This window comes from Lentzea xerophila (assembly GCF_051094245.1).
GTDB classification, from domain to species: Bacteria; Actinomycetota; Actinomycetes; order Mycobacteriales; family Pseudonocardiaceae; genus Lentzea; species Lentzea xerophila.
In genome coordinates this window covers 2,355,810-2,368,741 of the sequence record NZ_CP194934.1, presented here as the reverse complement: position 1 = coordinate 2,368,741, position 12,932 = coordinate 2,355,810, and the positions used below count along the sequence as shown (strand labels likewise).

Genomic DNA, 12,932 nt, shown 5'->3' with positions numbered 1-12,932 from the left:
GCGCTGGTGTTCGACAATGTCGAACGCGTGCAGGTAGAGTGCGGTGTGTGCCGGGGTCCATTCAGTCCATCCAGCGCGCGGCGGAGGTTCTGAAGCTGCTCGCGCACGGCGGCGCGCACCAGCTGAGCGTCGGCGAGATCGCCCGCGCCCTGGACCTCGCGAAACCGACGGCGCACGGCATCCTGCGGACGTTGCAGGAGGTCGGGTTCGTCGAGCAGGAGGTCGAGGGCGGCAAGTATCGCCTGGGCGCCGCGCTGTTCCAGATCGGCACCTCGTACCTCGACGGCAACGAGCTGCGCGCCAAGGCGTTGAACTGGTCGGACTCGTTGGCGATGCGTGCGCGCGAGGCGGTGCGCATCGGCGTGATGCACGGCAAGCACGTCCTCGTCGTGCACCACGTCTTCCGGCCGGACAACAGCCGGCAGACACTCGACACCGGCGCGCTGCTGCCGTGGAACGCGACGGCGCTGGGCAAGGCACTGGTCGCGTTCGGCGACAACTGGCCCGACGGCGACCTGCAGGCCTTCACCCGGCACACGCTCGATCCCGAGCAGCTGCACGAGGACATGAACGTGATCCGTGATCGCGACTGGGCGTACGACCTGCACGAACTCGTCGAGGGCGAGGCGTCCGTGGCGGCACCGATCCGCGACCGGCGCGGTGTGGTCGTGGGCGCGATCGGCATCTCGGGACCGGTCGAGCGGCTGTGCGACTCACCCGACCAGCCGCCGCGTCTCGAACTCGTGTCCTACGTACGTGAGGCAGCTCGCAGTGTTTCGAGGGAGCTCGGCGGGCTCTCCTGGTAGTACTGTGGAATCGTTCGACAATGTCGAATGGCTCGCACAAGGGAGTGCACGTGGCTTACATCGCGGCGATCGACCAGGGCACGACGTCGTCCCGGTGCATCGTGTTCGACCAGTCCGGCGGGATCGTGTCGGTCGCCCAGCGCGAGCACCGGCAGATCTTCCCCAGGCCGGGCTGGGTGGAGCACGACGCGACCGAGATCTGGACGAACGTGCAGGCCGTGGTGCGCGACGCCCTCGCACACGCGTCACTGACGTACGCCGACATCGCCGCGTTCGGCATCACGAACCAGCGCGAGACGACGGTCGTGTGGGACAAGGCGACCGGCGAGCCCGTGCACAACGCGATCGTCTGGCAGGACACGCGCACCGACGCGCTGATCAAGCAGCTGGGTGACCACGACCGGTTCCGCGAACGCTCCGGCCTGCCCCCGGCGACCTACTTCTCCGGCCCGAAGCTGCGGTGGCTGCTCGACAACGTCGACGGGCTGCGCGCACGGGCCGACCGCGGCGAGGTGCTGTTCGGCACCATGGACACCTGGCTGATCTGGAACCTGACCGGCCGCCACGTCACCGACGTGACGAACGCATCGCGCACCATGCTGATGAACCTGGAGACCCTGGACTGGGACCCGGAGCTGGTGTCCGCGCTGGACGTTCCCCTCGCGATGCTGCCCGAGATCCGTTCCTCCGCCGAGGTCTACGGCACCTACGAGGGCGTGCCCGTCGCGTCGGCGCTCGGCGACCAGCAGGCCGCGCTGTTCGGCCAGACCTGCTTCGAGCCCGGCGAGGGCAAGTGCACGTACGGCACCGGCGCGTTCCTGCTGATCAACACCGGTGACCAGCCGGTTCGCTCGCACAACGGCCTGCTCACCACCGTCGGCTACAAGATCGGCGACGAGCCTGCCGCGTACGCGCTGGAGGGCGCGGTCGCGGTGACCGGCGCGCTGGTGCAGTGGTTCCGCGACAAGGTCGGGCTGATCTCGTCGGCGGCGGAGATCGAGACGCTGGCGCGCACGGTCGACGACAACGGCGGCGCGTACTTCGTGCCCGCGTTCTCCGGGCTGTTCGCGCCGCACTGGCGCAGCGACGCGCGTGGCGTGATCGCCGGCCTGACGGGCTACATCTCGCGCGGGCACCTCGCGCGGGCCGTGCTGGAGGCATCGGCGTGGCAGACGCGCGAGGTCGTGGACGCGATGAACGCCGACTCCGGTGTGGACCTCACGACGTTGCGCGTCGACGGCGGCATGACGGCGAACAACCTGCTCATGCAGTTCCTGTCGGACGTGCTGGACGTGCCGGTGGTGCGCCCGATCGTGGCCGAGACGACGTGCCTCGGCGCGGCGTACGCGGCCGGTCTCGCGGTGGGCTACTGGCCCTCGACCGAGGCCCTGAAAGCCAACTGGCACAAGGCGGCCGAGTGGGAGCCGTCGATGGACCCGGCGGCCCGCGACAAGGGCTACCGGAAGTGGAAGAAGGCGGTCGAGCGGACCGTCGGGTGGATGGACGAGGACGATGACTGACTTCTCAGCACAACGCACCAGGGCTCGCGAAGAGCTGCAGCACGGCAAGTTCGACGTCGTCGTGATCGGCGGCGGCATCCTGGGCATCGCGACCACGTGGGCCGCCGCTCGTTCGGGACTGCGGGTCGCGCTCGTGGAAAGCGGCGACTTCGCGGGCGCCACGTCGTCCGCGTCGTCGAAGCTCGTGCACGGCGGCCTGCGCTACCTCGCGATGGGCCCCTCGGCGGTGCCGATGGTGCACGAGAACCACAAGGAACGCCGGGCCCTGGGCGACCGGCTGGCCCCACACCTGGTGCGCCCGTTGCCGTTCCTCGTCCCCGTCTACAAGGGAGGCCCGCACAGCCGTTTCGTGCTCGGTGCGGGCGTGACGCTGTACTCCGCGCTGTCGGGCTTCGGCGACGGCATGGGGAAGGTGCTGTCGGCGCGCAGGGCTGTGGAGTGGGTGCCTGACCTGCGCGCCGACGGTCTGCGCGGTGCCGCGATGTACTACGACCACCAGATGAACGACAGCCGCGTGGCGATCACCGCCGCGCGCGCCGCCGCCGAGGCCGGTGCCGTGCTGCTCAACCACATCTCGGTCGTGGGCCTGCGCAAGACCGGTTCCAAGGTCACGGGTGTCGACCTGCGCGACTCGCTGGGCGAGTTCGGCGTGGACGCCCGCGTCGTCGTGAACGCCACCGGCCCGTGGCTGGACGTGCTGCGGCGCATGGAAGACCCGGCCGCCGACCCGTCGATCCGCCTGTCGAAGGGGTCGCACCTGGTGCTGCGGACGTCGTCGGAGTGGAAGGCCGCGCTGACGATCCCGGTCGACGACGTGCGCGTGTCGTTCGCTATCCCCTGGGAAGGTCACCTCCTGCTCGGCACCACCGACGAGGCCTACGAGGACGACCCGGCGGCCGTCGCGTGCACCGACGCCGACATCGACCAGATCCTCGCCGAGGCGGGCGTCGCGGTGTCCGGTTTGGACCGATCCCGCATCGCGTACACGTTCGCGGGCCTGAGGGTCCTGCCCGGCGGCCCCGGCGACACCTCCCACGCCAAGCGCGAGACGGTGATCACCGCGGGCTCCGGAGGCATGATCAGCGTCGCCGGCGGCAAGTGGACGACGTTCCGCAAGATCGGCGCGACCGTCCTGGCCCGTGTGAACTCCGAGCTCGGCCGCACCTTCGCCGGACCTCTCGACGGCGTGGCGCTGCCCGGCTCGGCCCAGCCCGACACCGTGGGTTCCGTGCTGGGCCACGCCTTCGACGCGCTGCCCGACGACGTGGTCCGCCACCTCGCCACGCACTACGGCACGACGTCGCACGAGGTCGTCGCCCTCGGCCTGGAGAACCCGGCGCTGCTGGAACGCGTCCACCCGGACGGCCCGGACATCTGGGCACAGGTAGAGCACGCCCGCCGCACCGAGTGGGCGTCCGAGGTGGACGACGTGCTGCGCCGCCGCACCACCGTGATGGTGCGCGGCCTCGACTCCCCCGAGGTCCGCACACGGGTGTCGGAGTTGCTCGCTTCCTGACGCGCCCTGGCGCGTTCCGCTCGGCCAGTCCGGCTGCCGAGCGGAACGCGCTGCACCGCGTTGCCGGGCATCGGCTGGGTCGCCGGTGAAGGCACCGAGGCCAGCGGCCGATCGAGGCGCTGGTTATGCCGCTCGCCGCTCCGCCACCATTGCGCCGCGTACCGGCATCACGGTGTGAGCGCGCGGACCATCCTGCGGCACACGTGGACGCGCTCGAACCGTTGCCGCATCTCCGTTTCCCGCTCGATCCGGCCGTGCAGGAACGCCCCCACGGGCTCCAGCCCGCACTTCACGCTCAGCACGGTCCCCACCTCCGCCGGTGACGCGTACACCTGCAGGTACCGGCAGTCCTCCACAAACCCGTTGCGCGCGAACCACTTCAGCGCCGGCTCGTCCTCACGGGTCCACGCGTCGACCTGACGCACACCGCACCGCTCCAACCGCCGCAGCGCCTCCGCGAGCAACGCCGTCGCGATCCCGCGCCCCTGATGGTCCGGATGCACGACGACGGTCTCGATCGTCGCCTCGCGCCCCGGCACCGACACGTCCATCAGCCCGGCCACGTCACCGTCGGCCACGACGAGCTCCAGATCAGCCCGGCGCTTCGCGGGCCAGACGTCGTCGTAGCAGGTCGTCCCCAACAACCCCAGGACGCGGCAGCGCAGCCACGACACCTCGTCCATCGGCTCGTAGTCCCGGACGCCGGCCCGCGGTTCGCCGCGCACCCCGAGCCCGTTCGAAGCCCCCAGCAAGCCCAGTCTCCCGGCTCTCCCCCGCGCCGCGCCGACCACGCTTCCCACCTCGCCTCGTCCACCCGGTACCACCAGCGTTCCGGATGACGGGCCCGCTCGCACGCTTGTTTCCGCGTCACCGTTTGCCAGGAACATACCCAGTATGCAAACTCAGTACGTATGTCGGTGAAACACGGTCTGCTGGCACTGCTCAAGCGCAAGCCCATGTACGGCTACCAGTTGCGGGCCGCGTTCGACTCGGCCACCGGCGGCACGTGGCCGTTGAACATCGGGCAGGTCTACACGACGTTGTCACGCCTGGAGCGCGACGACCTCGTCGCCGCACTGCCCGAGACCGAAGGCCAGCGCCCCTACGAGATCACCGCGCACGGCCGAGATGAACTCAAGAAGTGGTTCGCCACCCCCGTCCAGCGCGGCGACCGACCTCGGGACGAGGTAGCGATCAAACTCGCACTCGCGATCACCACGCCAGGCGTGGACGTCGTCAAGGTCGTGACGACCCAGCGCACGGCCACGATGCGCACGGTGCAGGAGTACGCGAGGCTCAAGACCCAGCAGGGCGACCTGCCGTGGCGGCTCGTGCTCGACGCGATGATCTTCCAGGCCGAGGCCGAACTGCGCTGGCTCGACCACTGCGAGGCGAGCCTCCTGCGCCACGAGCCCCAGCCACTCCCCGAAACGACGGACGTCGAGGCGCCGAGACAACCGTCCTCGAACGGCCCGACGTGAACCACGCCCGCCTGCGAACCGGGTGAACTCGCCGCCTTGTGCGCAGGCCTGTCAGCAACCGAAAGCAGAACTGTCCGAAGTGGACTTCGTCGGGCACGCCGACCGTTTCCCTGACGAGATGTCCGGCGGTCGGCAACTTGAGTGACGGCGTCGTAGCCTCCCAGCGGGAAGCCCGCCGGCACGTTCGAGTCAACGAACTCAACAGGCCCGGCATCACAGCCCTCCCGCGCCGACCTGAACGACCGCCGCCGACCTACGAGCACGCAGACCCGCTGGCCCGCCGCCGGGATCTCGCTACCACCGGCACCAGCGGTCGCGACACTCGGCACGGCCCTCTTCACCCGTTTCCGCCTCCCCCGATCGAACGCCGCGAATAGGCTGCATCCCATGAGCACCTTCGCGATCGCGCACGGAGGCGGCGACGTCGGCTGGTCGTGGCACCTGGTAGCAGAAGCGTTGCAGACCAAGGGCCACACCGTCGTCGCTCCCGACCTCCCCATCGAAGACGAGTCGAAGAACCTGACGGACTGGGCGACGACGCTGATCGACGCCCTTCCGTCCACTGAGGACGTGGTCGTGGTGGGCCACTCGTTCGGCGGCTTCGTAGCCCCCTTGGTCGCGGCCCGCATCAACGCCTCGGCTCTCGTCCTGGTCACGGCAATGCTGCCCGTACCAGGCGAGGCACCAGGCGACTGGTGGGCCAACACCGGCTACGAGGACGCGGGCCTGGAGAACTCGTTCTTCTACGACGTCCCGGCAGACCTCGCCGCAGAAGCACAGAAGCGGGAGCGGGGCATGTCGGAGAAGGTCATGTCCGAACCGTGGCCACTCGACGCGATGCCCGACGTGCCAACGCACTTCGTCCTGTGCACGGAGGACCGCTTCTTCATCCCGGACTTCATGCGCAGGGTGGTGGCAGACCGACTGGGCGTGGAGCCGGTGGAACTCGCAGCAGGCCACTGCGCACAGCTGAGCAAGCCAAAGGAACTAGCAGCCCTCCTGGAAACCTACGCGAAGTAGCGCACACACCCACGGCCACGCCTGATCGCCCGCGACGCCGGAGGCGAGCGTAATTACCATACGGGCCGGGTGGGGTGGTCCCGTCACGAGTCGCACCTCAGCACTTGCTGCATCTGAGGCCCGCTCGGGTGTGACTCGTGACGGGGACCACCCCACCGAGCAGCACCCGCTACGCAACAGCAAGCCGCCCAACGCACCAGGCGTGCCATCAACCCGCGAGCGGCGCCGGCCGGTCCTTGATCAGATTGTCAGGGGGCCTGGGGGACGGAGTCCCCCAGAGGGAAGCAAGCAACGCGACTCGGCCGCCCGCAAGACAACCACCCACAAACCAGCGGCAACACAAGGCCGCCGTCCGCAAGGCAACCAACCTACGAACCCAAACGCCCAGCCGCCACCCAACCGGGAGACAACCCACGAAACCAACCCGCCCGGAGCACCCCACACAACCAACGCGCAAGCTGCCGCAGGGGTCCCCCGCCTCCGAGAACCCCCGACAAGATCGAAACAAAGACCCACCACGAAACCGGCACCAACCAGCACCAACGAAAGAGACCCCGGGCAAAGGAGCGGAACAGCAAAAAGCCCCCGAGGACAACCCCAGGGGCCTTCGCAACAGCCAACCAGCCTACTTGGACTCGTCGTCCCCAGGCAGCTCCACATCCTCGACAGCCTTGCCATCCTTGGTAGGCGCAGGCATCAGCGAATCCAGAGCCGCCCCGGCGATCCGCCGGAACGCGCGCCGGGGCCGAGCGCGCTCCAGCACCGCGACCTCCAGCTTCGCGGCGGGAAGCAGCTCGGCGGACCCGTTCCCGGTGGAGGGCGAGCCGGCGGACAACGCCTTCACGGCGACGGGGACGGCCTCGGCCAGCGACAAGCCGTCGGCGAAGGCCTCCTTCAGCGCCGTGTTGGCGGCGTCCACGGTGCCGCCCATCACGATGTACTGGGGTTCGTCCACAATGGACCCGTCGTACGTCAGCCGGTACAACGTGTCGGAGTCGGCGGAGTCGCCCACCTCGGCCACGCAGATCTCCACCTCGAAGGGCTTGATCTGCTCGGTGAAGTAGGTGCCGAGGGTCGTCGCGTAGACGTTCGCGAGCGAGCGGGACGTCACGTCGCGCGGGTCGTTCTGGTAGCCGCGGACGTCGGCGAACCGGATGCCGGCCTGGCGGAGGTTCTCGAACTCGCTGTAGCGGCCGACGGCGGCGAAGCCGATGCGGTCGTAGATCTCCGAGACCTTGTGCAGAGTGCTGGAGGGGTTCTCCGCGACGAACAGAATGCCGTCCGCGTACTTCAGCACGATGACGCTGCGACCCCTGGCGATGCCCTTGCGGGCGTACTCCGAGCGGTCGCGCATCACCTGCTCTGCCGATGCGTACAGCGGCATCGTCATGGGTGGTGCTCCTGACGTCGAACCTGTGGGGGACTCAGCCTGCGGGGCGGGACCGGCGGCCCTCGACGACCGCGTCGGCGACCGTCTGGATCTGCGACTCCGGTACCTCCACGGCACCGTCGGCGCCGTTGATCGTGACCACGACCGGGTAGAGGCGGCGGACCGGGTCCGGGCCACCTGTCGCCGAGTCGTCGTCCGCGGCGTCGTAGAGCGCTTCGATGACCGCGCGGATGGCGGCCTCGGCGTCGGCGTCCGGGTCGTAGAGCTTCTTGAGCGCCGACTTCGCGAACAGCGAGCCCGAGCCGACGGCCTGGTAACCCTGCGACTCCTCGTAGCGGCCACCGGTGACGTCATAGGACACGATGCGGCCCGCGCGGTCCGAATCAGTCGCCGACGTGTCGTACCCGGCGAACAGAGGCACCACGGCGAGGCCGGCCATGGCCGCGTCGAGGTTGCCCCTGATCATCGCCGAGAGACGGTTCGCCTTGCCGTCGAGCGACAGCGACACGCCCTCGATCTTCTCGTAGTGGCGCAGCTCCACCGTGTACAGGCGCACGATCTCGATCGCGATGCCCGCGGTGCCCGCGATGCCGACGGCCGAGTGGTCGTCGGTCACGAAGACCTTCTTCATGTCGCGCTGGGCGATGACGTTGCCCATCGTCGCGCGCCGGTCGCCGGCGATCACGACCCCACCCTTGTAGGTGGCCGCGACGATCGTCGTCCCGTGCGGGGCCTGCACGGTCCCCTCCGGGAGCCTCCGGCCGCCAGGCAGCATGTCGGGTGCCTGCGCCCGCAGGAAGTCCGTGAACGACGACGAGCCCGGCGTGAGGTACGCCGCCGGCAGCGCCGCGGCCGGGTAACGCCCGGTCGAGCTGTTGTCCATGTGTTGGTTGTTCTCCCGTCCCCGAGTTGGTCAACAGGCCCCCGAAGGCCTACTGACCACCCTTCTGCACGTATGCGCGGACGAAGTCCTCCGCGTTCTCCTCGAGCACGTCGTCGATCTCGTCGAGGATCGCGTCCACGTCCTCGCCGAGCTTCTCGCGGCGTTCCTGACCGGCTCCGGCGGCGTCGTCCGCACCGTCGTCGCCGTCGCCACCGCCCTGGCGCTGCTTCTGTTCCTGGGACATCTCGGCCTCCCGCTTACTCGCCTGACAAGAACACTACCCAGCGGCACCGACAAAAATCCTGAGCCACTCGGGTAGACGATCACCCGCGAGTCAGTGCGTCCACCAGTTGCTCGGCGGTGTCAGAGGCCTCCAGAAGGGCTCCGACGTGCGCTTTCGTCCCGCGCAGCGGTTCGAGCGTCGGGATCCGCACGAGGGATTCTCGACCGAGATCAAAGATCACCGAGTCCCACGACGCGGCGGCGACCGAGGTCGGGTAGCGCTCCAGGCACCGGCCGCGGAAGTACGCGCGCGTGTCCTCCGGCGGCGTGGTGATGGCCGCGATGACCTCCTCCTCGCTGACCAGGCGCTTCATCGAGCCACGCGCGACCAGCCGGTTGTAGAGGCCCTTGTCCAGGCGGACGTCGGAGTACTGCAGGTCGACCAGGTTCAGCCGCGCCGAGCCCCAGGCGAGGCCATCGCGCTGGCGGTAGCCCTCCAGCAGCCGCAGCTTCGCGACCCAGTCGAGCCGGTCCGCGCACTCGGACGGGTCACGCGCCAGCGCGTCGAGCACCTCGCCCCAGATCCGCAGGACGTCGCGGTCGCCGACGCCCTCCTTCTCCACGAACGCCATCGCGCGCTCGTGGTAGGCGAACTGCACGTCGAGGCCGGTGAACTTGCGCCCGCCGGTCAGCTCGACCTTGGTCTTCAGGGTCGGGTCGTGGCTGATCTGGTGCACCGCGCGCACCGGGTCGACCATGCGCAGGTCGTCGAACCGCTGACCGGCCTCGATCATGTCGAGCACCAGCGAGGTGGTGCCGACCTTGAGGTACGTGGAGTACTCGGCCAGGTTCGCGTCGCCGATGATGACGTGCAGGCGGCGGTACTTGTCCGCGTCCGCGTGCGGCTCGTCGCGCGTGTTGATGATGCCGCGCTTGAGCGTCGTCTCGAGGCCGACCTCGACCTCGATGTAGTCGGCGCGCTGCGAGAGCTGGTAGCCGGCCTCCTCGCCGGACTGGCCGATGCCCACGCGGCCCGAACCCGTGATGACCTGGCGGGACACGAAGAACGGCGTGAGGCCCGCGATGACCGCCGTGAACGGCGTCGAGCGCTGCATCAGGTAGTTCTCGTGCGTGCCGTACGACGCGCCCTTGCCGTCGACGTTGTTCTTGTACAGCTGCAGCCGGGGCTGGCCGGGAACGGTGGCGGCCTTGAGCGCGGCCTCCTCCATCACCCGCTCCCCCGCCTTGTCCCAGATCACCGCGTCACGCGCGTTGGTGACCTCGGGAGCCGAGTACTCGGGGTGCGCGTGGTCGACGTAGAGCCGCGCGCCGTTGGTGAGGATGACGTTCGCCGCGCCCAGGTCCTCGACGTCGGAGTCGGCGGGGTGCCCGCCGGGCGAACCCAGGTCGAACCCGCGGGCGTCGCGCAGTGGCGACTCCACCTCGTAGTCCCAGCGCGCTCGCCTGGCGCGCGGTATGTCCGCCGCCGCCGCGTACGCGAGCACCACCTGTGTCGAAGTGAGCACCGGGTTCGCGGTCGCGTCGCCCGGCACCGCGATGCCGTACTCGACCTCGGTTCCCATGATCCGCCGCATACGCAACACCTTATGACCTGACCCCGGCAACAGCGTGAGGGGAGCTTCGCGGTGAAGCTCCCCTCACCCTATTCACCCGGATGCCGACACGGGTGATCAGCCGGACGCGAGTCCGGCCGCCGGTCGGATCCTCGAGGCGCCGCGCGACGGCCCGAACGCGGCGGCCACGGCGAGCAGCACGACCGCCGCGGCCCCGATGACCAGCGGCAACACGACCTTCAGGCCGGGCAGCGACATGTCGATGCCGGTCGACAGAATCGCGATCTCCGCGTAGACGAACCCGAGCACACCGCCGCCGATCACCCCGACCAGGGCCAGCATGACCGCTTCGGCGATGACTCCGCCCTGCAGCCCGCCTCGAGTGACGCCCAGGGCCCGCCGCAGCGCGAGCTCCTTGCGGCGCTCCTGCACCGAGATGGTCAGCGCGGTGCCGATACCGGTCACGGCGACCGCCACGGACAGTCCGAGCAGCACCATCATGAGCACGGTGCCCAGGTGCATGTACCGGTCCGCCTCGGCGCGTTCGTCCGCGTCCGTCTCAACGATGACGGTCGGGTTGTCCGGCAGCGCCGCCTGCAGACCGGCCCGGAACGACGCCGGATCCGCGCCCGGCTTCAGCGCGACGAGGACCTTCGTCGCGGGTCCCGAGGTGGGCCCGGCGACGATCGGCGTGTAGCCGGTGATGGTGCCGGGGACCGTGCCCACGACCTTGTACCGCGTGCCGTCGGCCTCGACGAACGGCCGGCCCTCCCAGTGCGCCGGCACGACGGCGGTACCGGCGGTGAGCTGCTCGGCGCCGGACACGTTCTGCGCCTTCAGCCAGGCCTTGAACTCCTCCGGGTCGACGCTCGCGGCGCTGTCGGAGGTCTTGTGCAGCACGACGCTCGCGGCCACGTCCGGCTGCACGGGGATCTCCGGCAACGGCCGCTCCCCCGCGTCCACGACGGTCGCGTCCGGGCGTTCCTCGTTGGCGTAGGAGTAGGTCATCTCCTGCGCCCCGCCCAGCACGACCAGGAAGAACGTCACCATCGAACTGGCCAGCAGCAACGGCAGCGCCACCGACGCCGACCGCTGCGGCATCCTGCGCACCTCGGCGCCGGCGAGCTTCCATTGCGTGCCGCCGATCCTGGCGAACAGCCGCGCGATGAACGGCACCGTGACCGGTCCGAGGATCCAGAACAGGCCCGTCACCGCGGCGATCGCGGAGAACGTGACGGCGAGCGGCGCGGCGGCCGTGCCCTTGGCGGCGATAGCCATCATCGCGAGCAGCGCCGCACCACCGGTGAACAGCGCGCCGGACACGAACCGCAGACGACGCACGGCGCGAGGCGGCACCTCGCTCTCCGCGTCACGCAAAGCAGCCAACGGCGACACACGCGCGGCGTTGATCGCGGGACGGACGGCCGCCATGACGCTCAACAGCGCGGCGACGACGACTCCGAGGATGACGTACCCGAGCGACGGCAGCAGTTCCGGGCTCAGCTCGACCGCGCCGAACAGCGCGGAGATGCCGGTGGCGTCGAACGTCCTGGCCAGCAGCCACGCCATCGGCCCGCCGAGCAACGCGCCACCGACACCGGCCAGCGCACCCGTCACGAACGCCTCGAACAGGCTCCTGCGCACCAACGGCCCGCGCTGGGCACCAATGCACCGCAACAACGCCGTCTGCCGCTGCCGTTGCGCGTAGACCGCCCGGAACGTGGCCGCCGCGACGAACACCGCCGTGGCCAGCGCGAGCACGCTGAACGGCAGCAGGATGTACATCAGGTCGTTGCCGATCTTGTCCGCGTCCGGCACCGGGTCCGACACGACGTAGGCCGCACCGGCGGCGCTCGCGACGGCGGTGCGGGCGCCACCGATCACCCACACCTCCCTGGTGAACGGCTGCGGGTCGAGCTTGCGGGCGAGCTCCGGACCGGCGACCAGGATCGGCTGGGAGTCGATCCCGCCCTTCTTCATGACACCGCTGACCGTCACGTCGAACGGCTTGCCGTCCGCGGAGGCGAGCGTGACCTTGTCACCGGGCTTCAGACCGCGTTCGTACGCGGTCATCTTGTCGACGGCCACCTCGTTGTCGGCGGCCGGCTGCCTGCCCTCGGCCAGCGGCCAGCGCACCAGGTCCGGCTGCTGGACCTGCACCTCGGCCCGGTCCTGCCCGGCACGGCCGGCGGAGTCCAGCAGATCCGCCCGCGCCACCTGCACCGGCACGGCCCGGCCGGTCCCGGACAGCCGGGCGAGCAGGGCGTCGTCGAGCTGGGTCTTGCTGCCGCCCTGTTGCGGCTTGACGTCCACCACGTGTTCCACTGAGGACGGCGTGAGGGGCGCGCCCTCGTCGACCGACCTGGTGAGCGCGTCGCTCAGCACGAGGGCGGCCAGCAGGCACGCCACGCCGACGACGAGCGCGACTCCGGGCAGCAGCGCGCGGCCCGGCCGGGCGCGGAACTCGGCGACGCCGAGCCGCAGGGAAGTGGACACGAATCCTCCTCGGTGACGTCTGAC

11 protein-coding genes are annotated in these 12,932 nt (G+C 69.9%); 5 read left to right on the top strand and 6 right to left on the bottom strand.

What is annotated here, in order from left to right; translation table 11 throughout:
• Positions 1 to 47: 47 nt before the first annotated feature.
• Genes ACRSBM_RS11700 through ACRSBM_RS11690 form a run of 3 tightly spaced genes read left to right on the top strand, consistent with a single transcriptional unit; the run spans position 48 to position 3,842 of the window.
• Entirely contained in the window at positions 48 to 806 is a 759-nt protein-coding gene (locus ACRSBM_RS11700) for an IclR family transcriptional regulator (protein ID WP_434442838.1), read from the top strand.
• A gap of 50 nt (positions 807 to 856) precedes the next feature.
• A complete protein-coding gene (gene glpK / locus ACRSBM_RS11695) occupies positions 857 to 2,326 on the top strand; it encodes a glycerol kinase GlpK (RefSeq protein ID WP_434442836.1) in 1,470 nt (489 codons plus the stop codon).
• Entirely contained in the window at positions 2,319 to 3,842 is a 1,524-nt protein-coding gene (locus tag ACRSBM_RS11690) for an FAD-dependent oxidoreductase (RefSeq protein WP_434442834.1), read from the top strand. Before glpK ends, ACRSBM_RS11690 begins: the two co-directional genes overlap by 8 nt.
• Before the next feature lie 167 nt (positions 3,843 to 4,009).
• Here the strand turns inward: ACRSBM_RS11690 and ACRSBM_RS11685 are convergent, their stop codons facing one another.
• Entirely contained in the window at positions 4,010 to 4,594 is a 585-nt protein-coding gene (locus ACRSBM_RS11685; RefSeq protein ID WP_434442832.1) for a GNAT family N-acetyltransferase, read from the bottom strand.
• A gap of 159 nt (positions 4,595 to 4,753) precedes the next feature.
• Here ACRSBM_RS11685 and ACRSBM_RS11680 point away from each other — a divergent pair, with 159 nt between their 5' ends.
• Positions 4,754 to 5,323, top strand: coding sequence for a PadR family transcriptional regulator (locus ACRSBM_RS11680; protein WP_434442830.1), 570 nt, complete (start codon positions 4,754 to 4,756; stop codon positions 5,321 to 5,323).
• 387 nt (positions 5,324 to 5,710) lie between these two features.
• On the top strand, positions 5,711 to 6,343 hold the full coding sequence (locus ACRSBM_RS11675; protein WP_434442829.1) for an alpha/beta fold hydrolase: 633 nt from the start codon (positions 5,711 to 5,713) through the stop codon (positions 6,341 to 6,343).
• A gap of 625 nt (positions 6,344 to 6,968) precedes the next feature.
• On the opposite strand, the gene prcA is transcribed toward ACRSBM_RS11675, so the two are convergent.
• The 5 genes from prcA to ACRSBM_RS11650 all read right to left on the bottom strand — a co-directional run bounded on the left by prcA (position 6,969) and on the right by ACRSBM_RS11650 (position 12,908).
• Positions 6,969 to 7,733, bottom strand: coding sequence for a proteasome subunit alpha (prcA, locus tag ACRSBM_RS11670; RefSeq protein ID WP_434442827.1), 765 nt, complete (start codon positions 7,731 to 7,733; stop codon positions 6,969 to 6,971).
• Positions 7,734 to 7,767: 34 nt separating this feature from the next.
• Positions 7,768 to 8,616, bottom strand: a complete 849-nt coding sequence (gene prcB / locus ACRSBM_RS11665) for a proteasome subunit beta (RefSeq protein WP_434442825.1) — start codon at positions 8,614 to 8,616, stop codon at positions 7,768 to 7,770.
• A 49-nt stretch (positions 8,617 to 8,665) separates the two neighbouring features.
• Complete coding sequence (locus tag ACRSBM_RS11660; RefSeq protein ID WP_030471529.1) at positions 8,666 to 8,860, bottom strand: ubiquitin-like protein Pup; 195 nt, start codon at positions 8,858 to 8,860, stop codon at positions 8,666 to 8,668.
• 79 nt (positions 8,861 to 8,939) lie between these two features.
• The gene (gene dop / locus ACRSBM_RS11655) at positions 8,940 to 10,433 is read right to left on the bottom strand and encodes a depupylase/deamidase Dop (RefSeq protein WP_434442823.1); all 1,494 of its coding nucleotides are present in this window, start codon (positions 10,431 to 10,433) and stop codon (positions 8,940 to 8,942) included.
• Positions 10,434 to 10,529: 96 nt separating this feature from the next.
• A complete protein-coding gene (locus tag ACRSBM_RS11650) occupies positions 10,530 to 12,908 on the bottom strand; it encodes an FtsX-like permease family protein (protein WP_434442822.1) in 2,379 nt (792 codons plus the stop codon).
• Between the last annotated feature and the right edge of the window lie 24 nt (positions 12,909 to 12,932).